Here is a 24,206-nt window from a genome sequence, read left to right on the forward strand (position 1 = left end):
CGGGGGAGCAAATGGCTGATTTAGACGACATCAAAGACGGCAAGGATTTTGGCATCGGCACGCCGCAGCAGAATGTGCCTTACACCCTGAAGGGCTGCGGCTCGCTGGACTGGGGCATGCAGTCCAGGCTTTCGCGCATCTTCAATCCGCAAAGCAACCGCACGGTGATGCTGGCCTTTGACCACGGCTACTTTCAGGGGCCGACCACCGGCCTTGAGCGTATCGATCTCTCTATCGCGCCGCTGTTTGGTGAAACCGACGTGCTGATGTGCACCCGCGGCATCCTCAGGAGCCAGGTGCCAGCCTCGACGAACAAACCGGTGGTGCTGCGCGCCTCCGGCGGTAATTCGATTCTGGGCGAGCTGTCGAACGAGTGCGTGGCGGTGGCGATGGAGGACGCGCTGCGCCTGAACGTCTGCGCGGTGGCGGCGCAGGTGTACATCGGCAGCGAGTTTGAGCATCAGTCGATCAACAACATCATCAAGCTTGTCGATGCGGGCGCGCGCTACGGCATGCCGACGCTGGCGGTGACGGGCGTCGGCAAGGAGATGGCGCGTGACGCGCGCTATTTCTCGCTCGCCAGCCGCATCGCCGCCGAAATGGGGGCGCAGTTCGTCAAAACCTACTACGTGGACGAGGGCTTTGAAAAAGTGACCGCCAGCTGCCCGGTGCCGATCGTCATCGCCGGGGGCAAAAAACTGCCAGAGCACGAGGCGCTGGAGATGTGCTGGCGCGCGATCGACCAGGGGGCATCCGGCGTGGACATGGGGCGCAACATCTTCCAGTCCAGCGCGCCGCTCGCCATGCTGAAGGCGGTGAAGAAAGTGGTTCACGAGAACTGGAACGCCCGCGATGCGTTCCAGTTCTGGCAGGAAGAGAAACAGGGAGAAGCAAAATGAACGTGACGCTGGTTGAGATCAACATCAAGCCCGAGCGGGTGGACGAGTTTCTGGAGGTGTTTCGCGCCAACCACGAGGGGGCAATCAAGGAGCCGGGAAACCTGCGCTTTGACGTATTGCAGGACCCGAGGGTGAAAACCCGGTTCTTTATCTACGAGGCCTATAAAGACGAGGAGGCGGTGCTGGCGCATAAGCAAACCCCGCACTATCTGGCGTGCGTGGATAAGCTTGAGGAGTTGATGTCGGAGCCGCGCAAGAAACGCAGTTTTGTGGGGTTGTTGCCGGAGTAGCGGATTTGCCCGGTGGCGCTGCGCTTACCGGGCCTACGGGGGGCGGGACGGTGCGGTAGGCCGGGTAAGCGTTAGCGCCATCCGGCGTTTTTCAGGCCAGCTCAAGAGCCGCAAGTATCCCGGCGAGCGCTTCACGCGGCTCACCCTGAACCGCCTGTAACGGGAACGGCAATGCAGGTGCAGCTACTTTCCCCATCATCTCTGCTGCCGCCGCGATAACCCGTAAGCTGCCGTATCGACGGAACAATTCCCACAGCGGCTCCAGCCGCTCGGATAGTGCCGCCTCTTTCGAACGGGCAATCGCCAGCGCTGTTTGCGGAAACAACCCGCCGACCACCGAGTACCAGACGTCAAACCCGGTATGCAGGGCGGAGGCCGCTCGCCAGTCACCGGCGATGCCCAGCGTGACGGTATCAGGAAGACGAGCGCGTACCTGCGACAGGTCTTCCGGCACGCGGCCAAGCTTTATGGATCCAATATTCGGCAGGGCCGCGACGGCAAATAACAGTTCATCGCTAAACGAAAAACCGGTAGTAGCGGGATTATCGTAAATGCACAGCGGTACGGAGATCTGGCGGGTCACCGTTTCATAGAGATTAAACACTTCGTCTTCCGTTAATCGCTGGTACGACACGGGTGCCAGCAGCACGCCGGAGACGCCTGCCGCCTGCGCGTCGTCAGCCAAACGCAGAATATCGTCCAGCCGTAATGCCCCGATGCTGACGATGACCGGAATGTCATCAGCATGCGCCACCGCGCAGCGTGCGATCCGGCCGCGCTCTTCTACGGTCAGATAGGCATAACTTCCCGTTGAGCCCAAAATGCCCAGTGAATCCACGCCAGCGTCGACCACGGGGCGCAGAAGATTGATGAAGGACTGCTCGTCAAACGTTCCCTCTTTCAGGGGCGTTAACGGAAACGCGCTTAACCCGTGAAACATCGTGTTGTCCTCTTACAGCGTCAGCAGCTGAACCTGAGCCGTGGCTCCCGGCATCAGCCGCTGCAGGTTGTTGACCAGCTCTTCTCCCGCCTCTGCCAGTGCCTCAAGCGGCATCGACGGCAGGCTTTCAAGAATAAACCACATAGATTGCGCCCGGCTGTCCAGACGGGTACGCACTCCCTGTCGCCAGTTCCAGCGGCGGCAGGTGACGCCGAGGTCGTCGCGCCAGATAACCTCGCCAGCATCCGGGTATTCCACCACCGGCTGGCCCTCTTTAAAGGTATCAAACGGCTCGCTGCCGTCGGCCAGCGTCAGGCGTGGCGCACCCGAGTACGCCGCCAGATTTTCCCCACCCACCGGAATGGCATAGCGAATGCTCACCGCATTATAGATATCCACGACCGGATCCAGCGATGGCAGCGAACCGTCTTTCAGCACCCTCTTGCGCAGGGCCGCGGCGGAACAGGGCGTGCGTTTCGGTTTCGCGCCGAACGCTTTAAACACCTCATCCCAGTCTGAAAGGTGTGCATCAGCCCACTGCACATCGTCATTCAACATCTGCTGGCTGGCCTGCGCCAGCGCGGCGGGCGCAACCTCCGGTTGGGTAATCGGCGCGGCTTCAACCAGAATGCTCAGCGCCCGAAAGCCGGGCGCAATGTCGGCAAGTCGCGAATCTATTGACGGCGTAACGAGAGACATAAATAATCCTGTATTGACTGTTTTATACTATGGTAGTGACCAATGACTGAAAAAGTCAATATAATGACTGATTCGGGTGCCGATGTTGCCCAGGTAAGCCTGGCCGTGGCGAACCGCATCCGCAACTGGCGTAAAGAGAAAAAGCTGTCGCTGGACGAGCTGTCCCGCCGAGCCAGCGTCAGCAAAGGCATGCTGGTGGAGATCGAAAAGGGCGCAGCCAACCCCAGCATCGCCATTTTGTGCAAGCTGGCCGCCGCGCTCGGCATCTCGGTGGCGGATATCGTCAACGTCTCCAGCGAGCCGCTGGTGCACATTATTGAAGAAGCGGCGATCCCGGTTCTGTGGCAGGGCGCACAGGGCGGTTACGCCAGGCTGCTGGCAGGCACCGCGGGCCCGGACATGATTGAATTATGGCAGTGGGAGATGCAGCCGGGGGAGCGCTTTACCTCTTCGGGGCATCCGGCGGGAACCTTTGAGCTGCTGCACGTGAACGAAGGCGTGTTGACGCTGACGGTGGACGAGACGGTTACGCAGGTGAATGCTGGCGCGTCGGCGGTGGCGAAAACCGAAGCGGCGCACGGTTATGCGAACGAAGGGGAGAGCGTACTGCGCTTCACTATGACGGTGGCGGAGTTTCACCGTTAAAAAGCAGCCCGGTGGCGCTACGCTTACCGGGCGAACGTCTTTCAGGAATGATGATTCTGCAACGTAGCGAGCAGGCTGTCTGCACTGTATTGTCTGAGGAGTTTTTCATCTCTTGCAGGCAGGTCGCTTTGAAGAAATGCGTCCAGACCCTCGGTATCGACTCCGTTATAAATAAAAATACGGGCGGGATCGTACAGCGCCATCGTTTTAATCGACGCATTGGTGGTGATCAGCTTCTTATTCAGAACCAGTGCTTCCAGTGCGCGGAGTGTTAAACCATTTTGCTCAGGTTTGTTTATTTCCAGCATAATTGAGCAGTGTTTGGCTTTTTTAATATTGTCCAGATAGCTGAGTTTTTTATTCTGACAATTACTGGGATAGTTATCCTGATTATTGTACTTATCCAGCAGGTAAAAATCTGTCTCATAACCGCTATTTTCAAGTACCGGTGTCAGGGTACGAAGAACATCTGCCCGAATGGGTTCATAGCCACCGACAAAAAAGCAGCTTTTATTTTCAGCTGCGCTCTCTTTTTGAAATTGCTGGATTTCTTGCCAGCTAAACGGCAAAAACTGCTCGATAGCACGCAAGTTATAGCGCTCGCAATCAGCAGGATCAAAGCTATAAATAGCATCAAAGACGGGCCGAACGGTCTCGATGTAATCCGCATCCTGCGCCAGTTGTCCAAGAAAACGACGTTTGCGCGTCAGGGCATCAATGGAGTCGCGCAGAATCAACACTTTTTTACATGGCATGCTGGCGACATAATCCAGGAAAGGAAAGACGCTGTAGCCATTACAAATCGCGATATCATCCCGTTTGATTGCCGATAATTTAACGGCACAGTGCGTGCGTTTATGCCATTTTTTTAACGCCTCGCCTGGCAGTAGGGCATTGATCGATTTGTAGCGTCGCATAATGCGATTAATTTGCTTTACGGGATGATCCTTAGCAAGCGAGTTAAGCATCATGATTTCGAAAGGATTGACCCATTCCAGGAAAAAATAGCGCATGGTCCCTCAGGAGAAGATAGCCGATATTGCAGGAATGATATCGTATTCTGCCAGACGGGTCATTAAACACCCCCTCCCGCGGAGGGGGTGTTTATATTACGCCTCTTCCACACTCACCCTGAGCGCTGCCAGCGCTTTGCGCGCCGCTTTCAGCACCTGCTCACACTGCTCAATCGTCAGCGTCAGCGGTGGCTCAATGCGGATGGTTTTCGAGTTGTTGAGCGTCCCGGCCACCAGCACCCGCTGGCGGAACATCTCGCTCGCGAAGCTGTAGCCGATTTCGTTGTCGACAAACTCGATTGCCATAAGCATCCCTTTACCGCGCGCCTCTTGCACAAGGTCCGGGTATTCCCTCCCCAACTGGCGGAAGCCGTCCAGCAGCATGTCGCCTTTCTGCTCCGCCTGCGCGGGCAGGTTTTGCTCCAGCAGCACGTTGATGGTCGCCAGCGCCGCCGCACAGGCCAGCGGGTTGCCGCCAAAGGTGGTGGTATGCAGGAACGGGTTGTCGAACAGCACCGAGAACACCTCTTCCGTTGCTACCGTTGCGCCTATTGGCATCACGCCGCCGCCGAGCGCCTTCGCCAGGCACAGGATGTCCGGCTGAACGTTTTCATGCTCGCAGGCAAACATCTTGCCGGTGCGCCCCATGCCGGTTTGCACTTCGTCGAGGATCAGCAGCGCGCCAAACTCATCGCACAGCTGACGCACGGCGGGCAGATAGCCCTGCGGAGGCAAGATCACGCCGCCTTCACCCTGAATCGGCTCCAGGATCACCGCTGCCACATCGTCGCCGGTTTTACGGCATTCACTCAGCACGGTGCGCATGGCGTTAATGTCACCGAACGGCACGTGGCGGAAGCCCGGCAGCAGCGGCATAAACGGTTTGCGGAAGGTGGATTTGGCGGTCGCCGACAGTGCACCCAGGGATTTCCCGTGGAACGCGCCGCTGGTGGCGATAAAGGTGAATTTCCCGCGCGGCGACTGGTACGCTTTGGCGAGTTTAATCGCCGCTTCGACCGATTCCGTGCCGCTGTTGCTAAAGAAGCTGTACTTCAGTTTGCCGGGCGTTAAGGCCGCCAGCGTTTTCGCGAGCATGGCGCGAAGCGGGTCGAGCAGTTCCTGGCTATGGAGAGGTTGTTTCGCAAGTTGATTCTGTACGGCGGAAACCACAACTGGATTACGGTGCCCCACGTTGAAAATACCAAAACCCCCCAGGCAATCGATAAATTCCTGTCCCTGGGTGTCGACAAGCGTGTTCAGACTTCCCGCTTGCCACTCTACGGCTCCGTAATCCCCGCCGGCGGTAACAGATTTGCGATACTCAAGAAAACCAGGATTCACATGCTCTTTAAAGTAATCGATGACCTCTCGGTTAAGTTGTTTCATCTCCTCATGATCGAGCGTTCGCTTCTCAATGAGATTCAGTGCGTGCGCGGTACAGGCAAGAGCCGAGGCGCTGGAAGGTAACCTGTTCAAAATGTGCTCCCGGGGATCGCGTATCACATGATACTGCGTTAAGTATTGCAGGGATTACGCCACTTCAGCGGACTTAACGAAAATCGGGATAAACACCAGGTTAAAATAATGTTGCGCAATATTTAATCATGCCGATACCAGCCTGATGGGATGAAGGGGAGAGAGGGGAGAACGCGATGGATGGGGGTCAATTGCACCGGAGTGGTGCGAAAGATGCCACTTAAGTGGGCGTTAATAGATCATGCTTTGCGGGTAATTTCTCTACGAAAGTATTTTAAATCAATCGATTAGAAAAGCGTACAGAAAGTGCGGTTTAGCCGAAATTTGCGATCTCGATCGAATTTAACAACTAAAGATAAATTTGTAACCGCCGAAAAAACAATAAACCACAAAATTAACACTCGAATAACCTGCAAGGAATGCCCGCCATGTCCTCTCCATCCTTTGTCACCCAGAATGAATTCCCTCTGGATAGTGACACCACGCTTATGTCGACCACCGATCTCCAGAGCTACATGACCCATGCCAACGACACCTTTGTGCAGGTTAGTGGCTATACGCTCCAGGAACTGATGGGACAGCCGCACAATATGGTGCGTCACCCCGACATGCCGAAAGCGGCCTTCGCCGACATGTGGTACACGCTGCAACAGGGGGAACCGTGGAGCGGGATTGTCAAAAACCGCCGCAAAAACGGCGACCACTACTGGGTGCGAGCGAACGCCGTGCCGATGGTGCGCCACGGGAAAATGACCGGCTATATGTCGATTCGCACAAAAGCGACGGCGGAAGAGATTGCGACCGTGGAGCCTTTATATAAGGCGCTCAATGAAGGCCGTTGTAAAAAACGTATCCATAAAGGGCTGGTGGTGCGCAAAGGCTGGCTCGGGAAGTTACCGGCTATGCCGCTGCGCTGGCGGGTTCGTAGCGTCATGGCGGCGCTGTTTGCGGTGATGGCTGCCACGCTGGCGTTCACTTCTGCGGGGTGGCCATCGCTCGTGGCTGCTGCCGTCGTGATGGTTGTCGGGACGATGCTGTTCGAGCAGCAGATTGTCCGACCGGTGGAAAATGTCACGCGTCAGGCACTGAAGGTCGCGACCGGTGAGCGTAACAGCGTGCAGCACCTGAACCGCAGCGACGAGCTGGGGCTGACGCTGCGCGCGATCGGACAGCTGGGGCTGATGTGTCGCTGGTTAATCAATGATGTTTCAAGCCAGGTGGTGAGCGTGCGCGATGGCAGCGATAAGCTGGCGCAGGGGAATGACGATCTCAACGACCGCACGCGTCAGACCGTCACCAATGTGCAGCAGACCGTGGCGACGATGAATCAGATGGCCGCCTCGGTACAAAGCAACTCTGAAACCGCTGCCGAAGTCGATAAGCTCTCCGTGGCGGCCAGCAACGCGGCGACCAAAGGCGGAAATGCGATGCAGACGGTGGTGAAAACCATGGATGATATTGCTGACAGCACCCAGCGGATCGGCTCAATCACTTCGCTTATCAATGACATCGCTTTCCAGACCAATATTCTGGCGCTGAACGCGGCAGTGGAAGCGGCACGAGCGGGCGAACAGGGCAAAGGCTTTGCGGTCGTGGCCGGTGAGGTTCGTCATCTCGCCAGCCGCAGCGCCAGTGCGGCCAACGATATCCGTAAGCTGATTGACGCCAGCGCCAGCAAGGTACAGTCCGGCTCCGATCAGGTTCACGCGGCAGGCCGCACAATGGATGACATTGTTGAGCAGGTGAAAAACGTCACGCAGCTTATTGCCCAGATTAGCCACGCCACGTCTGAGCAGGCTACCGGGCTGTCCGAGTTAACCCGGGCCGTTGCCGAACTGGACAGTATCACCCAGAAAAATGCGGACCTGGTAGAGGAGAGCGCGCAGATCTCCGCCATGGTGAAGCACCGTGCGGGACGTCTCAAAGATGCCGTGACCGTGCTCCATTGAGCCAGTAATGTTCCAGAAAAGCCGTTTATGCCACCAGGTATAAACGGCGTTTTAATGTGATTATCTTTAATGTTTATTGTTAATATAATATTAAATAACTAAAAAAATCCCCTCAGTTATTTATGCCTGCCTAAGTCAGTTTTCCCCGATGCTATTTCAGAAATGCCCTCTCTGGTGGTTACGCAACGATCGATGCGCCAAAATTAATAGGCTGTACCTATCCATTGTGATGGTTATGAAATAAAAAAACGATCAAAGTCATAAAGTTAGCGCGCTCGTTACCGATAACGGTGATCGTCTGAGAAATAATCACATCGATGGAGTAAATATGTTCTTACATGACGTAAAGATCGGCACGAAATTATTTCTGGCGTTTGGGTTCTTTATTGTTCTGATGATCGTCAGTGCGAGTGTCTCATTGCTGAGCCTGAATCGGGCGAACAACGGGATGCAGACTATCATTACCCACGATTATCCCACCACGGTAAAAGCCAACCAGCTAATCGACAACTTCCAGGAATTTATAAGCACGCAGCAGCTTATGCTGCTGGACGAGCAGGGCACCTACACGGGGCAATCTCAGCAGCGTCTGAAAGAGATCAGCGAGCACATTACGGTGATCCTGGGCGAGTTGAACAACGCGTTGCAGGATCAGAAGTCTCAGCAGGTACTGGCGGATATCCGCAGCGTGCGCCAGCAGTATCTGGACTCGCGCTACCGCATTTTGCAGGCGGTACAGAACAACAACCGTGCGGGCGCTATCCAGGAGATGATGACCAACACCCTCACCGTGCAGCAGGCTTACAAAGCGAAGGTGCAGGCGCTGATCGCCATCCAAAACAACGAGATGCAGAGCGCGGGCGCGCAGGTGGACGGTGATTTCCGAACCAACCGCATGCTGCTGCTCCTGATCACGCTCTTCAGCGTGGCGGCGGGCAGCCTGATCGGCTGGTTTATCGTACGCTCCATTACCCGTCCGCTGGGCGAGGCGGTGAGCTTTGCAGAAGCCATTGCCGATGGCGATCTGACCGGCAGCATTACGTCTCACGGTAAAGACGAAACCGGCCTGTTGCTGCATGCGCTGATGGAGATGAAAACCCGTCTGCTGGAGATTGTGCAGCAGGTGCAAACCGGCTCGGAAAACATCTCCAGCGCCGCCGCGCAGATTGTCGCAGGCAACCAGGATCTGGCCGCGCGCACCGAAGAGCAGGCCAGTTCCGTCGAGCAGACGGCAGCCTCGATGGAGCAGATCACCGCGACGGTGAAAAACACCGCGTCGCACACTGGGGAAGCGACCACCCTCTCTGCCGATGCCGCCACGGTGGTGAAAAACAACGGTGAGATGATGAAACAGGTGACCAGCAAAATGCGCCTGATTAACGAAACATCCAACCGGATGTCCGACATTATCGACCTGATCGACGCCATTGCCTTCCAGACCAATATTCTGGCGCTTAACGCGGCGGTCGAGGCGGCACGTGCGGGAGAGCACGGGCGTGGCTTTGCGGTGGTCGCGGGCGAAGTGCGCCAGCTGGCGCAGAAAAGCGCCTCTTCGGCGAGTGAAATCCGCCAGCTGATTGAAAGCTCCACCAGCCAGACCCAGGACGGGATGAACCTGGTCGAAAAAGCCAGCGGGCTGATCAACGGGATGGTCGGCAACGTGGAGGAGATGGACCTGATTCTGCGTGAGATCCGTCAGGCCAGCCATGAGCAGACGGAAGGCATCTCGCAGATCAACAGTGCGATTGGCCTGATTGACGCCACCACCCAGCAGAACTCTGCGCTGGTGGAGGAGTCCGTTGCGGCGGCGGCATCGCTGAATGAGCAGGCGATGCACCTGAAAGAGCTGGTAAAAGTGTTCCGCGTGAGCGAACGCGCGCTCGCTTAATCCAGCTGGGAGATCTCCAGCGCCGCGCGGTCGATCACCCCGACGATCTGCTTGAGCTGCGCGTCGCTGAGCTCTCCCTGATTCACCTTCAGGTCCAGCACCGCTTTGAAGTTTTCCAGCGCCCGCTTCATCTGCGGGTTTTTGCGCAGTTGGAAGCCGACGCTGCGCGCTTTGATGCGCATCTGGATCTGTTCCAGCTGTTCCCGGTTTTCATCCAGCCAGTTTTGCCCTTCAGCAGTTATCGCAATTTTCTTACGACCGCTCTCTTCTTCCGTAATGGTGATAAACGTCTGATCCTGCAGATAATCCAGGGTTGGGTAGATCACGCCCGGGCTCGGCGTGTAGTTCCCCTGCGTCAGGTTCTCGATCTCTTTGATCAGCTCATAACCGTGACTGGCATTGCGGGTCAGAATATCCAGGATCACCAGCCGTAGATCGCCGTGGCCGAAAAAGCGCGGTCGGCGTCCACCGCCTTCATGTTCGTGTCGCATAGTGACTCTCTTTATTTGATATATCTAAACTATATCTTAGATATATTCAGATGCAATCTAAAAGATCTTGCATTCCTGGTTAATAGCAATCATTATCATTAAAAAATCAATTTCGATATATCGTATTCACCTGAGAAGGGCATAAAAATGACATCAACCCGTTACCCTCAACGTGTCCGCAATGACCTGCGCTTTCGCGAGCTGAACGTGCTCCGCGTCGAGCGCGTCAGCGCTGGCTTCCAGCGCGTTGTCCTCGGCGGTGAGGCGCTGGAAGGCTTTAGCTCCCGTGGTTTCGACGACCACACCAAGGTCTTTTTCCCTGCGCCGGGCGCGACCTTTGTTCCGCCCGTTGTCACCGATGAAGGCATCGAGTGGGGCGACGGCGTGCGCCCGCAGGCGCGTGACTATACGCCCCTGTTCGATGAGGAGAAAAATGAGCTGGTGCTGGATTTCTTCGTTCATGATGGCGGCGTTGCCAGCAGCTGGGCGGTAGCGGCCAAACCTGGCGACAAACTCACTATCGGTGGGCCGCGCGGATCGCTGGTGGTGCCGGAAGATTACGCCTGGCAGCTGTACGTGTGCGATGAGTCCGGGATGCCCGCGCTGCGCCGCCGTTTAGAAGGCATCGCAAAACTGCCGGTACGCCCGGACGTTCATGCGGTCGTGACCGTGGGTGACGGATCTTATAAGGCCTATCTGGCGCACCTGAGTGAATTCAACATCACCTGGATTGTGGGCCACAACCCGCAGGCGGTGGCCGATCGTCTGGCGACGCTGGCCGTGCCCGAAGAGGATTACTTTATCTGGCTGACCGGGGAAGGGAAGGTGGTGAAAAACCTGAGCCGCCAGTTTGAAACCGACACGATTGACCAACAGCTGGTGCGTGCCAGCGCATACTGGCACGCTAAATAGTCAGGCTGCGGACTCCAGCTGCGCTTCGCTCACCTGATGTTCGAGCGAGGCGCGGACCTCATGCAGCGCCTTCTCCTGCTGGGCAAAGTAGGCTTCCATATTGTTCAGCGACGACACCAGCAGCCAGGATTCTTCTTTCTCCAGCTCCGCCAGCTCGTTCACTAAGGTGTCGATTTGCTCGCGAACCTGCGCCATTTTTTTGCGGATACGCTCCAGATCGTTCAGCCTGTCGCTCGCCATCATTGGCTCAAAGCCCTGCTGCAGGCGTGCCACCAGTGAACGGATCGCTTTCACATCCCCGCGCTGTTTGGCCTGGTTGAGCTGCACCATCATGGTGTTAGCTTCTTCTTTCAGATCGTCTGCCACCAGATCCGGGTGGCACAGCTTGCTCGCCTGACGCCACAGGCGTTTCAGCTCGTTCCGATCCTCTTCCGAGAGATCTTTCCCTTTGCGTAGACGCACTTCGGCATCGTGATGCTGCTCGCGATACTTCTCGTACTCTTCGTTAGCCTCATCGCGCGCCTGGCGCGCGGGCTCTTCTTCACGCGTTAAGCCGCTCTCCAGTTCCAGCGCTTCGGCCAGAAGATTGGCAATCAGGTTGCTTTGCTGCTGCAGCTGTTTACGCGCCTCGGCAGCCTGTACGGAATCGGCCGGGAGATCGCGCCAGCGCTGGGTGAGCGTTGCCAGCACCTCCACGGCCTGCGCCATATAGCGCTGACAGCGGCGATAATCTTCTTCACGACGACGCGCCTCCGCCTGCTGACGACGCAGGTTTAGCTCCGCCAGCGTTTTACGCAGGGCGAGGATCTGCTGCATCAGCGGCCCGAGACGGGAGAAATAGAGATCGTTGAACTCATCAAGCTGCTGCACGCGGGCGTTGCGGCGGTCAATCAGATCGCGCAGACGCTCTTCCAGCGCCTTCAGCTCCAGCTTGCTGGCGGCCACCTGCGGGTCACGCCACGGGGTCACGGCGCGCTGGCCCTGCAGCCACGCGGTGATGGCCCTGATGGCTGCGGTGTAGTTCTTATTCTCAAGCGCCACGACGATTGCCTGTAGCTCCTCGTCAAACGCTTCATTTTTCAGCCGCGTCAGCTGGCTCTGGATGATGTCGTCATCTTCCAGTTCGATGGCATTTTTTATGATTTCTAGCCGTTTGATCGGTGTGCTCATGATGCCTTTCGCTTTGGCGCTTAAGTATTTGAGTTAAGGTTAGTTGTTGTAAAAGCTACAGGAAATAATACACACGGATGATGATCGGCGCGACAGGGGATTTCTTTAATCTTGCTTCAGATATACCCCTACAAAATCTGAAAATGCGCCAGAAATATCCTTATTCTCTTTGTTGATATTTACACTATTTACTTTTTGAAATAAGTTGCTCGTTTTTTAACAGTCAAGTTTGAAAACGGACTTTAAGCGGAGAGTAAAGAGTGTTAGGGAAAACATCAGCATGCGCGCTGTTGGCGGCCATCCTGTTACTGGCGCCAGGGATCGCACTCGCCGCCCCGTTGTCACCGACTGACCGTAATACCATCCAGCAGCAACAGCAGCAGCTGCTGGATGAGAGCCAGCGTCAGCGTGAATCGCTGGAGCGCAGCGTGGTGGTACCGCGTCCCGTTCAGCCCGACAGTACCGCGACTCCACAAGGCCCCTGTTTTGCTATCTCGCGCATCGAACTGACGGGTGCCAACCTTCTGTCTCCGTTAGCTAAAGAACGGCTGGTTGCGCCGTGGCTGAATCAGTGCCTTGATATTGCTGGCTTAAATGCCCTGACTAACACCGTTTCCGACTGGTACATCAGCCGGGGTTATATCACCAGCCGCGCGTTTTTAACCGAGCAGGATCTCTCCGGCGGCGTACTCCATCTTGCCGTGCTGGAAGGAAAGCTTCAGCACATTCGCCTCGAAGGTGTACCGGACCGCACATTGAAAATGACCTTCCCCGGGCTTGAGGGGAAGATCCTTAATCTGCGCGATATCGAACAGGGCATGGAACAGCTCAACCGGGTACGTCAGCGGCCCGTTGAGATTGAAATTTTGCCCGGCGACAGGCAGGGCTACTCGGTGGTTAATCTGACCGCCACGCCAGAGTTCCCCCTTAGCGGCTCCGTCAGTTTTGATAACAGCGGACAAAAGAGCACCGGGACCGGGCAACTTACTGGCGCGTTGTACGGAAATAACCTGCTGGGTCTGGCGGATAAGTGGTTTATCAGCGGCGGGCGCAGCAGTGATTTTTCCAACAGCAAGGATGCTCAAAATTTTGCAGCAGGCGTCAGCATCCCTTACGGCTACGGACTGCTGGACTACAGCTACAGCTGGAGCAACTACCTCAGCACTATTGATAATAACGGCTACCTCTGGCGGTCAACGGGGGATACCGAAACACACCGTTTGACGGGCTCCTGGGTATTGTTCCGCAATGGCGATATCAAAACCGGCGTGTCGGCGGGCATCACTCACCGCATCAACCGGAACTATCTCGATGATGTTTTGCTGGCCACCAGCAGCCGCAAACTTTCCAGTGTTTCATTGGGCATTAACCACACGCAAAAAATCGCCTCGGGCGTGGCGACCCTGAACCCAACCTTTACGCAGGGCGTGCCGTGGTTGGGTGCGGAAGACGATAACGACAAACAGGGTGATGTGCCAAAAGCCGAATTCCGCAAATGGAGCCTGAACGGCAGCTTTCAGCGTCCCGTGGCGGACAAACTCTGGTGGCTCACCAGCGTCTATTTTCAGTGGTCGCCGGACAGGTTGTACGGCAGCGAGCGTCTGACGCTGGGCGGCGAAACGTCCGTTCGGGGCTTTAAGGAGCAGTACATCTCCGGGGATAACGGCGGCTACTGGCGAAACGAGCTGAACTGGTCGCTGTTTACGCTGCCGTGGGTCGGCGATGTTGGCGTACTTGCCGCAATTGACGGCGGCTGGCTGAAGAAGGACGGCCAGGATCGTTACGCCTCCGGCACGCTGTGGGGAACCGCGTTGGGGCTTACCGCGACGAATCGCGGGTACTCTAGCCAGTTTACCGTCGGCACACCGGTGGACTATCCGGACTGGCTGGCACCGGATCACCTCGTGATCTATTACCGTTTTTCAGTGGCTTTTTAAGGGACAGGGATGATGGAAAAGGATCAGGTTCGTTTTTCACAACGTGCGCTTAGCGCATTACTGAGCGTATTGCTGGCAACCCAGCCGCTGCTGCCTGCGGTGGCCGCCACGATCGCCCCGTCCGGAAATACGCAGATGGATAAAGCGGCCAACGGTGTTCCGGTCGTGAACATTGCCACGCCGAATCAGTCCGGTATTTCCCATAATAAATACCACGATTACAACGTCGGCAAAGAAGGGCTGATCCTGAATAACGCCACGGGACAGCTGAACCAGACCCAGCTTGGCGGGATTATCCAAAACAACCCCAACCTGAAAGCCGGGCAGGAAGCCAAAGGGATCATCAACGAAGTCACCGGCGCGAACCGCTCACATTTACAGGGCTACACCGAAGTGGCGGGCAAGGCGGCAAACGTTATTGTGGCGAACCCCTACGGTATCACCTGTAACGGCTGCGGATTTATTAATACGCCGAATGCGACGCTCACCACGGGGAAACCGGTGCTCGACGCCCGCGGTAAGCTGCAATCGCTTGATGTGACGAAAGGTGCGGTCACCATCGAAGGCGCCGGGCTGGATGGCAGCCAGAGCGATGCCGTATCGATTATTTCCCGCGCGACCGAGATCAATGCCCAGCTGCATGCGAAAGAGGTACGTGTGGTCGCCGGGGCGAACCGCGTCGCGGCGGACGGCAGCGTCAGCGCGTTGAAAGGGGAAGGTGACGCGCCGAAGGTGGCGGTAGACACGGGTGCGCTGGGCGGGATGTACGCCAACCGTATTCGTCTGGTGTCCAGCGAAACAGGGTTGGGGGTAAACCTGGGGGATCTTAACGCGCGTCAGGGCGATATTACGCTCAGCAGCGCGGGGAAAGTGGTGCTGAAAAACACGCTTGCCAGCGGCAGCACCCGCGTTTCTGCGAAAGAGGTGATGTTAACCGGCGACCATAAAGCAGGGGGTAACCTCACTGTCTCCGGGCAGAGCGCCCTGACGCTCGACCAGGCCCATATCGCCGCCGAGAAAAATCTTCAGTTAGCGACCAACGGTACCCTCACGCAAAACGGCGGCGCGTTCACTGCGGGAACCGACACCACCTTGACGGCAAACGCCCTCACCCAGAGTGCGGATGCCCAGGCCGGTGCCGGTCGTAACCTTGCCGTGAACGTGGCAGAAAACGCGGCGCTTAAGGGGAAAAACATCGCCGGGCAGGATGCCACGGTTAACGCGAAAACGCTGGAGACTGGGACGCAGCTGACCGCATCACGCCATATTTCGCTGGAGGCGTCCCAGCGTGCCGCGATTAACGGCTCTGTCGTTGCGGGTCAGCAACTGTCGGTGAAAGGCGGTGAGCTGATGCAGCGCGGAAACGTCAGCGCCTCAGATATCTCGCTCAGCGGTCAGGCGCTGACTCAGGAGAGCAGCAGCAGAACCAGTGCCAGCGGGAATATCGCGCTCTCCACGTCAGGGAACACCCTGCTGAAAGGCAGTACCATTGCCGGAAAATCTCTTGCCATAAACACGGGGAACCTGATCAACAGCGGGACGCTGTCCGCAGGGACGGATGCCACGCTGAAGACCGGGACATTCAGCAATACCGGCACCGTTCAGGGCAACAGCCTGAACGTTTCAGGGACCGACATCACCAGTTCCGGCACCCTGAAAAGCGCCTCCACGCTGGGTATCAACGCGCGCAACGCCACGCTGTCTGGTGACACCGGCGCGAAAGGTAAAACGACCGTTATCGCGAGCGGTAAGCTGGATAACAGCGGCGCGCTCGTCAGCGATGACACGCTGACGCTGAAGGCTGCACAGGTGACAAACAGCGGCACGCTTTCCGGTGCCCGAGGGCTTGCTGGCTCAGCAGACGCGTTCATCACCACCGAAAAGTCAGTGACCCACAGCGATGGCGATCTGGCGCTGAACAATACGGCTACCGCCCTTGCAGGCGAAACCAGCGCGGGCGGCTCCGTGAGCATTCGGGGTCAAAGCCTGACGACCACGGCAACGGCACAGACGCAGGGTAACAGCGTCAGCATGGACGTACAGAATGCGCAGCTTGATGGGACGCAGGCTGCGAAAGATGGGCTTATCCTGAACGCCACTGACGCTCTCAGTCACGGGGGGAAATCTTCTGCGTCAGCCCTGAAGATTGAAACCACGAATCTCAATAACAGGGGGACGCTGACGGCGTCTTCGCTCGCCATCAGCAGTCCTGCGGTCATTAACAGTGGTTTGATCCACGCGGGGCAGACGCTGTCACTGGTTACCCGTCTGCTGGATAACCGCAGCAGCGGCGTGCTGTACAGCCCGGCGGCACTCACCCTTTCAGTTTCTGACGTGAAAAACAGCGGCATTATCACCAGCGATGCCGGGCTGTCCCTTTCCGGTTCGCGCCTGTCCAACCGCGGTGAGCTGAGTGGCGCGTCACTCCTTGTTGATTACGATACGCTGAATAACAGCGCGGGAGGCCTGCTGCTGGCGCAGGGGGCAAACCGCATCACGGCACAATCGGTGTCCAGCACGGGCAGTATCGTGGGGAACACGCTGACGCTGAATGCCGATCGCCTCGACAGTCGCGGTCTCTTGCAGGGGGATACCGCGTTATCCGTGACCGCCGGAGTGCTGGATTTAGCGGCAGGCTCGCGCACGCTTACGGGCGGGAACCTCACCTTTTCAGGCACCACGCTGACCACCGCTGGCCAGCTGCAGGGGCAGAACGTCAGTCTTCGCGGCCGCGACTGGAATAACAGCGGAAGCTCGCTGGCGACCGGCTCCTTTAATGCCTTCACCACCGGGACATTCAGCAATACCGGTGAACTGATGAGCCAGGGCGACATCACGCTGAATGCGGGCAATACCGTTAACAACGGCAATCTGTTATCGGCTGGCACGCTCTCGCTCACTGGGAATACGCTGCGCAACAGCGGAGCGGTTCAGGCGAACCGTGTCACCGCGCATCAGGACAGTATCACGAACAGCGGCACGCTCACCGGGATCGCCGCACTGACGCTGGCTGCTCGTCTGGAGATGGCTGCACCGCTCCTCTCGCTGGTGAATGAAGCATCGGGATCGCTGCTGACGGCGGGTGAGTTGACGGTGACGACCGGTGACCTCAGTAACGCCGGGCAATGGCAGGGTAAACGGGTACTTATTCATGCGCAGGCGCTTACGAACGGCGGTGCGATCCAGGCGGCAGATGTACTGGATGCGCAGATCGACACAAATCTTATCAGTACGACGGGCAGCAAAATCACCTCAAACGGAGAACTGGCGCTCTCAGCACTGACGCTTGCAAACAGCGGGCAGTGGATAGCCAAGGATCTGACGCTGAAGGCGAATACGCTGACAAACAGCGGTGAAATCACCGGGGTTGATGCGCTTTCCGTCGCGCTGAACCAGACGCTGACCAACCAGGCAGGCGGGAAATTACTCACGGCTGGCGTCCTGTCGATGAATGCCGGTAATGCGACGAACGCCGGACAGATTCAGGGTAAAACGACCGCAATCACAGCCGGGCAACTGATCAACAGCGGACGGCTTCAGGGTGAAGCGCTGACGCTGGATGTTTCCGGGGCGCTGAACAACACCGCTGGTGGTGTTCTGTTGAGCCAGAACGCGCTAAAGGCCTCGTCCGCCACGCTGAATAATCAGGGGACGGTGCAGGGCGGCGGTGAATCCACGGTGAACGCCACCACCCGTTTACAGAATGACGGCAAAATTCTCTCCGGTAGGAAGCTCACGCTGACCGCGCCAGAGCTGGCAAACGGTAGCGGCGGGCTGGTTCAGGCCGTCACGCTGCTGCTGGATGTGGTGAACGCCGTGAATGGCGGAAATGTCCTGGCGACGGGCAGCGCTGAGCTGCGTGGCAGCTCGCTCGATAACCGCGGCACGTTTCAGGGTGCGGATTTGGGGGTGAAATACCGGAACATCACCAACAGCGGCACGGTGCTGGGTACTGCCTCGCTGACGGTAGCAGGTGACGCTCTCACCGATACCGTCAGCGGTAAACTCTACAGCGGGGGCAACCTGCTGCTTGATGTCGGCCACTTCAGCGGTCATGGTCAGGTGGTTTCCCTGGGCGACGCGACGCTGAAGCTGGTCAATGCGCTCGTGAACACCGGTACGCTGGCCGCAGGTAAAACGCTGTCGGTCTCCTCGCAAAACGCCATCATCAATAGCGGCGTGATCCAGGGCAATGCCATCGCCCTCAGCGCGGGCGGAGCATTCACCAACAGCGGTACGCTCACCACCGGTAACGGCAGCAGCACGTTCAGCGCGCAAAGCCTGCTGCTGAATGCGTCCGGCTCGCTTCAGGCGGGCGGAGACGTGCAGCTTACCTCGCGGGAAAATATCACCATCAACGGCTTCACCGGTACCGCGGGCAGCCTGACGATGACCGCAGCAGGTACGCTGCTTAATACAGCGCTGATTTATGCGGGCAATAATCTCTCCCTGTTTGCTGCGCGTATTCACAATATTTACGGCGACATTCTTGCTGATAACAGCCTCTGGATGCAGAGGAATGCTGTCGGTGAGGCAAATGAAGAAGTGATTAACCGCTCCGGTACGATTGAGACCACACGCGGCGATATCACCGTGAATACCCGCCATTTGCTCAATGAAGCCGATGGGCTGACTGTCAGCCAGTCAGAACGGGAATACCCTGATGCCATTCCTGCCGCAGATGAACACTACATCAGTTATGACCTCAACGGCAGACCTTCGGATTTTGTCCTCTTGCTTGAAGACTGGAAAAACGATGGCAGTAAGGTTGTTTTTGACAGGTATGAGCGTTGCGCCGGAAGTGGTGCAAATGGCAGTGGACAGTGCAGTGACAGGGTTGATTACCGCCTCACAGGGGAAGATATCCGGCAATTCCTGCTGAGTGAGTCCGTTGTGTCCGTATCAGCCACCGGCAGTTCCGCCCGAATGGCTGCCGGACGCGACATCATAATCAATGCAGGGACGCTGGATAACCGTGCTAGCCATATTCTTGCGGGACGTAACGCCGTTCTTACGGGAGGGACGCTGAATAACCTCTCTGCCGAAGGTGGACGTCGCGTTACCTACGTTCAGGCTGAATATCGTTGTGAGTGGTTTTATCAGGACTGCAACGACAGCAAATGGCAACCTCTGACGCACTATGCAGACGGAAGTTGGGGCTGGTTTGATGAGGACTATGGCTGGTATGGCTGGGTGCCTTATCTCCTCGGTGAACGGACGACAGAATTTGTGGCCGATGGCGGAGTATACCGCTCGGTTATCAGTGCTGGCGGTAACGTCAGTGCGAACTTTAAGAGTGACATCAGCAATACCAACGTCACTGCCAACGCGGGGGGATTCAATAACACTATTCATGCCCCAACGCTGAATACACTTACGCCTAAAGCTATCGGTGAGGGGTTGAACAGTGAGGCATTGACTCCAGGTAGCAGCACAAACATGAGTGCCCCCGACCTTCTGGATAATCTCACCGACGCCCTGAAAGACATCGTCGGCGGTTCATCCCTTTCCGACCAGAACGGCAGCAGCGGTAACTATCCGCTGCCGTCCGGTGATAACGGTTACTTCGTGCCATCTACCGACCCCGATAGCCCGTATCTGATAACGGTGAACCCTAAGCTTGATGGCCTCGGGAAGGTGGATAACAGCCTGTTTGATGGACTCTATGGCATGCTCGGCATCAAGCCTGGCGATGCACCGCGTGAGACCAACAGTGCCTACACCGATCGGAACCAGTTCCTCGGCTCGGCGTACTTCCTCGACCGTCTGGGGTTGAACCCGGATCGCGATTACCGTTTCCTCGGCGACGCGGCATTCGATACCCGTTATGTCAGCAACGCCATTCTGAACCAGACCGGCAGCCGGTATATCAACGGCATCGGTTCCGACCTCGATCAGATGCGCTATCTGATGGACAGCGCCGCCACGCAGCAGCAGGCGCTGGGCCTGAAATTTGGCGTGGCGCTGACGGCCGCGCAGGTTGCCGCGCTTGACCACAGCCTGCTGTGGTGGGAAGCGGCGACCATTAACGGCCAGACGGTGATGGTCCCGAAAGTTTATCTGTCACCGAAGGATGTCACCGTTCACAGCGGCAGCGTGATCGGCGGTAATAACGTGCAGCTGGCGGGCGGCAACGTCACCAACAGCGGCAGCACCATCACGGCGCAGAATGTCCTGTCCATCGACAGCAGCAACAGCATCAGCAACCTCAACGCCGGGCTCATCAGCGCGGGCGGCGGGCTGAACCTGAGCGCGCTGGGGGATATCAACAACATCGGCTCCGCCATCAGCGGTAAAACCGTCGGGCTTGAGAGCCTTACCGGCAGTATCAACAATGTCACCCGTACCCAGCGGTGGAATGTTGATGCGGGGAACGTGCATGTTGGCGGTACGGATGTGGGCACGACGGCGTCCATCACCGCGATAGACGGGCTGGTGATGCGCGCCGGACAGGATATCAACGTGACGGGCGCAAACGTGTCGGCGGGCGGTAGCCTGGGCATGGCGGCAGGGAACGATATCATCATCACCGCCAACGAGATGGCGACGAGCGAGGGACGTTCCGGGCGCAACCGCACGACAACAGAGACGGCGTCCGTCACGCATCAGGGCAGCACTTTGACCGCAGGCGGCGACCTCACCCTGCAGGCGGGTAACGACTTGAATGCCCGCGCGGCGGCGATGGCCGCAGAGGGTGATGTGGGGATTCAGGCCGGACGCGACGTGAACCTGCTGGCGGAAGCCACCACCACGCGCAGCAGCAGCCAGGGCGGTAAGAAAACCGTTATCGATGAGTCCGTACGCCAGCAGGGCACGGCAATCGCCAGCGGCGGCAACACGGTCATTCTTGCCGGGCGGGACGTGACCGCACAGGCGGCAGAGGTGACGGCGCAGGGTGATATCGGCGTGGCAGCAGGTCGCGACGTGAACCTGACCACGGCGACGGAGAGTGACTACCACTTTAAGGAAGAAACCAAAACCAAAAAAGGGTTCCTCAGCAAAAAGACCACCCACACCATCGAGGAAGACAGCGCGACGCGGGAGAAGGGCTCACTGCTGAGCGGCGACAACGTGACGGTGTCGGCGGGGAACAACCTGCGGGTGTCAGGCTCGGCGGTGGCGGGTGACGGCGACGTGGCGCTGTCGGCGGGCAACAACGTGGACATCGTGGCGGCCACCAACACGGACACCTCATGGCGCTTTAAGGAGACCAAAAAGTCCGGACTGATGGGCACGGGCGGTATCGGCTTCACCATCGGCAGCAGCAAAACCACCCACGACCTGCGCGAGCAGGGCACGACCCAGAGCGAAAGCTTCAGCACGGTCGGCTCGACGGGCGGCAGCGTCAGCATCACGGCGGGCAAACAGGCACATATCGGCGGGGCGGATATCATCGCGCAGAAGGATATCCATCTTACCGGCGACAGCGTGGTGATTGAGCCGGGGCACGACAAACGCACCCGCGATGAGACGTTTGAGCAGAAGAGCAGCGGGCTGACGGTGGCGCTGTCGGGGGCGGCGGGGAGCGCGGTGAATAACGCGGTCACCACGGCGCAGAGCGCGAAGCAGAGCAGCGACTCGCGCCTTGCCGCACTTCAGGGCACGCAGGCGGCGCTTTCCGGCGTGCAGGCGGGTCAGGCCGTGGCGCTGGACCAGGCGAAGGGCAGTTCGGACAAACGCAATAACAACACCATCGGCGTCAGTGCGTCGGTGGGGGCACAGTCGTCAAAATCCTCATCCCATATGCAAAGTGAGACGACGACGGGCAGCACCCTGAGCGCGGGCAATAACGTCACAATAAAAGCCACCGGAAGCGACATCACCGTGGCGGGGAGCCAGATTAAGGCCGGGAAGGACGTGACGCTGGATGCGGCCCGGGACGTGAACCTGATTGCCTCGCAGGACACGCAGCAGACAACGGGTAAAAACAGCAGCAGCGGCGGCAGCCTTGGTGTCGGCGTGGGTGTCGGCTCCGGTGGGGCGGGCATCAGCATCTCGGCGAACGCCAACAGCAGCAAAGGGCATGAGAAGGGCAACGGCACCTGGCAGAACGAGACCACGGTGGATGCGGGTAACCGCGTGACCATCAACACCGGGCGCGACGCGACGATTGCCGGGGCGCAGGTGAGCGGCGAGGCCGTGGTAGCGGATATCGGGCGTGACCTGACGATAGCCAGCACGCAGGACAGCGACCACTACAACAGCAAGCAGAACAGCGTCAGCGGCGGTGTGGGTTACACCTTTGGTGCCGGCACGGCTTCGGGCAGCATCAACGTCAGTCGCGATAAAATGACCAGCGACTACGACTCGGTGCAGGAGCAGAGCGGGCTGTTTGCAGGCAGCGGCGGGTTTGACGTGACGGTGGGCAAGCATACGCAGCTCGACGGTGGGGTGATTGCCTCGACGGCGACGGCAGATAAAAACCACCTCGACACGGGGACGCTGGGCTTCAGCGATATCCACAACCAGGCGGACTTTAAGACCGAACATCAGGGCGCGGGCATCAGCTCGGGCGGCAGCATCGGCGAACAGTTTGCCGGGAATATGGCGAACGGACTGCTGGCCGGGGGCGGCCACAGCGGACACGCGGAAGGGACGACGCAGGCGGCGGTGAGCGAGGGCAGCCTCATCATCCGCGATAAGGAGAGCCAGAAGCAGGATGTGGCTGACCTGAGCCGCGATGCGGAGCACGCGAACGGCAGCATCAGCCCGATATTTGACAAGGAGAAGGAACAGCAGCGCCTGCAGGAAGTGCAGCTGATTGGTGAGATTGGCTCGCAGGCGGCGGATGTTGCGAACACTTATGGAGAGACAGAAGGGCTGAAGGCGGCCAGGGAAGAACTGGCGAAAGAGGGCGTGACTGAGCCGGGAGCGGATGCCAGCGACGCACTGAAAAAGGCCTATCAGGATGCGCTGCGCGGGACCGATGCGTACAAAACCACGACGGCGAAATACGGCACAGGCAGCGACCTGCAGCGGGGTATCCAGGCGGCGACGGCAGCGCTTCAGGGGCTGGCGGGAAGTGACCTGACGGCAGCGCTGGCGGGGACCTCGGCACCGGAGCTGGCAAACTATATCGGACATGGTTCCGGACTGAGCGATGAGGCTGCGGTGGTGGCGCATGCTATCCTGGGCGGTGCGGTTGCGGCGCTGCAGGGGAACAGTGCCGCAGCGGGTGCTGCGGGCGCGGCGACGGGAGAGCTTGCGGCGAAGGCGATAGCGGGTATGCTGTACCCTGATGTCAAAGATTTGTCGACGCTGAGCGAGGAGCAGAAGCAGACGGTCAGCGCGCTGGCAACGATATCGGCCGGGATGGCTGGCGGGCTGGCGGGAGACAGTGCGGGGTCAGCGGTTGCCGGGGGGCAGGCCGGGAAGAATGCGGCTGAGAATAACTCGCTGAGTAAGAACAAGCCGCCGGTCAATATCTTTGACATCAACCAGTTGAAACCAAATGCGCTGGATGCTGACGGGGATCCGCTTAAGGGCGGTGGTGGAAATTCGGGAAGCGCTTATAACCCGACTGGAAGAAGCGGTAATCCTATGAATACAAAAGGCTCTAATTCACCAGCGGTAATTGGTGAACGAACCTATTCAGCTCACGCAGTTGATCGTATGCAAGGGCGCGGTGTACCACCTTCTGCTGTAGAAAACACAATCAAGGCCGGAGTAACCTACCCAACAAATTCTGGAACTACAGGTTATTATGATTCGACCAACAATCTCCGTGTGATCATTAACTCTAAAACAGGCGATGTTGTAACAGTAATACCCGGAGCACCAACAAAATGAGTAATCGAATATTATATGAGAAGATTAGAGCTGTTTTACTAAACGAATGGGATCCTATAGGGATCAACGGTCTAATTGAAGCTAATGATGAATATGACGCATATGTAC

At 57.9% G+C, this 24,206-nt stretch carries 14 protein-coding genes; 8 read left to right on the forward strand and 6 right to left on the reverse strand.

Annotated elements, in window-relative coordinates; all coding sequences use genetic code 11:
* Positions 1-11 precede the first annotated feature (11 nt).
* Positions 12-899, forward strand: a complete 888-nt coding sequence (gene lsrF, locus EXW94_RS26175; RefSeq protein WP_108416166.1) for a 3-hydroxy-5-phosphonooxypentane-2,4-dione thiolase — start codon at positions 12-14, stop codon at positions 897-899.
* Positions 896-1,189 (forward strand): (4S)-4-hydroxy-5-phosphonooxypentane-2,3-dione isomerase, encoded by a 294-nt coding sequence (lsrG, locus tag EXW94_RS26180; protein WP_003862606.1) that lies wholly within the window; start codon positions 896-898, stop codon positions 1,187-1,189. The genes lsrF and lsrG overlap by 4 nt, the downstream gene beginning before the upstream one ends.
* Positions 1,190-1,280: 91 nt before the next feature.
* Here the strand turns inward: lsrG and EXW94_RS26185 are convergent, their stop codons facing one another.
* The gene (locus tag EXW94_RS26185; RefSeq protein WP_120158581.1) at positions 1,281-2,129 is read right to left on the reverse strand and encodes a dihydrodipicolinate synthase family protein; all 849 of its coding nucleotides are present in this window, start codon (positions 2,127-2,129) and stop codon (positions 1,281-1,283) included.
* A gap of 12 nt (positions 2,130-2,141) precedes the next feature.
* Positions 2,142-2,828, reverse strand: coding sequence for a B3/4 domain-containing protein (locus EXW94_RS26190; RefSeq protein ID WP_120158582.1), 687 nt, complete (start codon positions 2,826-2,828; stop codon positions 2,142-2,144).
* A gap of 42 nt (positions 2,829-2,870) precedes the next feature.
* Between EXW94_RS26190 and EXW94_RS26195 the strand changes: the two genes are divergently transcribed.
* Entirely contained in the window at positions 2,871-3,473 is a 603-nt protein-coding gene (locus tag EXW94_RS26195) for a helix-turn-helix domain-containing protein (RefSeq protein ID WP_108416169.1), read from the forward strand.
* 41 nt (positions 3,474-3,514) lie between these two features.
* Here the strand turns inward: EXW94_RS26195 and EXW94_RS26200 are convergent, their stop codons facing one another.
* Positions 3,515-4,486: a hypothetical protein gene (locus EXW94_RS26200; protein WP_174341490.1), complete on the reverse strand. Its 972-nt coding sequence runs from the start codon at positions 4,484-4,486 to the stop codon at positions 3,515-3,517.
* Between the two features lie 96 nt (positions 4,487-4,582).
* Complete coding sequence (gene ygjG, locus EXW94_RS26205; protein WP_042715413.1) at positions 4,583-5,962, reverse strand: putrescine aminotransferase; 1,380 nt, start codon at positions 5,960-5,962, stop codon at positions 4,583-4,585.
* Positions 5,963-6,390: 428 nt separating this feature from the next.
* On the opposite strand from ygjG, the gene EXW94_RS26210 reads away from it, so the two are divergent.
* Both EXW94_RS26210 and EXW94_RS26215 read left to right on the forward strand, forming a co-directional pair.
* A complete protein-coding gene (locus EXW94_RS26210; protein ID WP_174341491.1) occupies positions 6,391-7,911 on the forward strand; it encodes a PAS domain-containing methyl-accepting chemotaxis protein in 1,521 nt (506 codons plus the stop codon).
* A 328-nt stretch (positions 7,912-8,239) separates the two neighbouring features.
* A complete protein-coding gene (locus tag EXW94_RS26215; protein ID WP_148400534.1) occupies positions 8,240-9,799 on the forward strand; it encodes a methyl-accepting chemotaxis protein in 1,560 nt (519 codons plus the stop codon).
* Here EXW94_RS26215 and EXW94_RS26220 read toward each other — a convergent pair.
* Entirely contained in the window at positions 9,796-10,290 is a 495-nt protein-coding gene (locus EXW94_RS26220) for a PadR family transcriptional regulator (protein WP_174341492.1), read from the reverse strand. The two genes, EXW94_RS26215 and EXW94_RS26220, sit on opposite strands and share 4 nt — an antisense overlap.
* A 147-nt stretch (positions 10,291-10,437) precedes the next feature.
* Between EXW94_RS26220 and EXW94_RS26225 the strand changes: the two genes are divergently transcribed.
* Complete coding sequence (locus tag EXW94_RS26225) at positions 10,438-11,202, forward strand: siderophore-interacting protein (RefSeq protein WP_174341493.1); 765 nt, start codon at positions 10,438-10,440, stop codon at positions 11,200-11,202.
* Here EXW94_RS26225 and EXW94_RS26230 read toward each other — a convergent pair whose 3' ends face one another.
* The gene (locus tag EXW94_RS26230; protein ID WP_010435825.1) at positions 11,203-12,372 is read right to left on the reverse strand and encodes a DNA repair ATPase; all 1,170 of its coding nucleotides are present in this window, start codon (positions 12,370-12,372) and stop codon (positions 11,203-11,205) included.
* 287 nt (positions 12,373-12,659) lie between these two features.
* Here EXW94_RS26230 and EXW94_RS26235 point away from each other — a divergent pair, with 287 nt between their 5' ends.
* Both EXW94_RS26235 and EXW94_RS26240 read left to right on the forward strand, forming a co-directional pair.
* Positions 12,660-14,309 carry a ShlB/FhaC/HecB family hemolysin secretion/activation protein gene (locus EXW94_RS26235; protein ID WP_217436590.1) on the forward strand — a complete coding sequence of 550 codons (1,650 nt, stop codon included), beginning with the start codon at positions 12,660-12,662 and terminating at the stop codon, positions 14,307-14,309.
* A 9-nt stretch (positions 14,310-14,318) separates the two neighbouring features.
* Positions 14,319-24,098, forward strand: a complete 9,780-nt coding sequence (locus EXW94_RS26240; protein ID WP_254797905.1) for a hemagglutinin repeat-containing protein — start codon at positions 14,319-14,321, stop codon at positions 24,096-24,098.
* Positions 24,099-24,206: the final 108 nt, after the last annotated feature.

The organism is Enterobacter sp. JMULE2, from assembly GCF_013337145.1.
GTDB classification, from domain to species: domain Bacteria; phylum Pseudomonadota; class Gammaproteobacteria; order Enterobacterales; family Enterobacteriaceae; genus Enterobacter; species Enterobacter mori.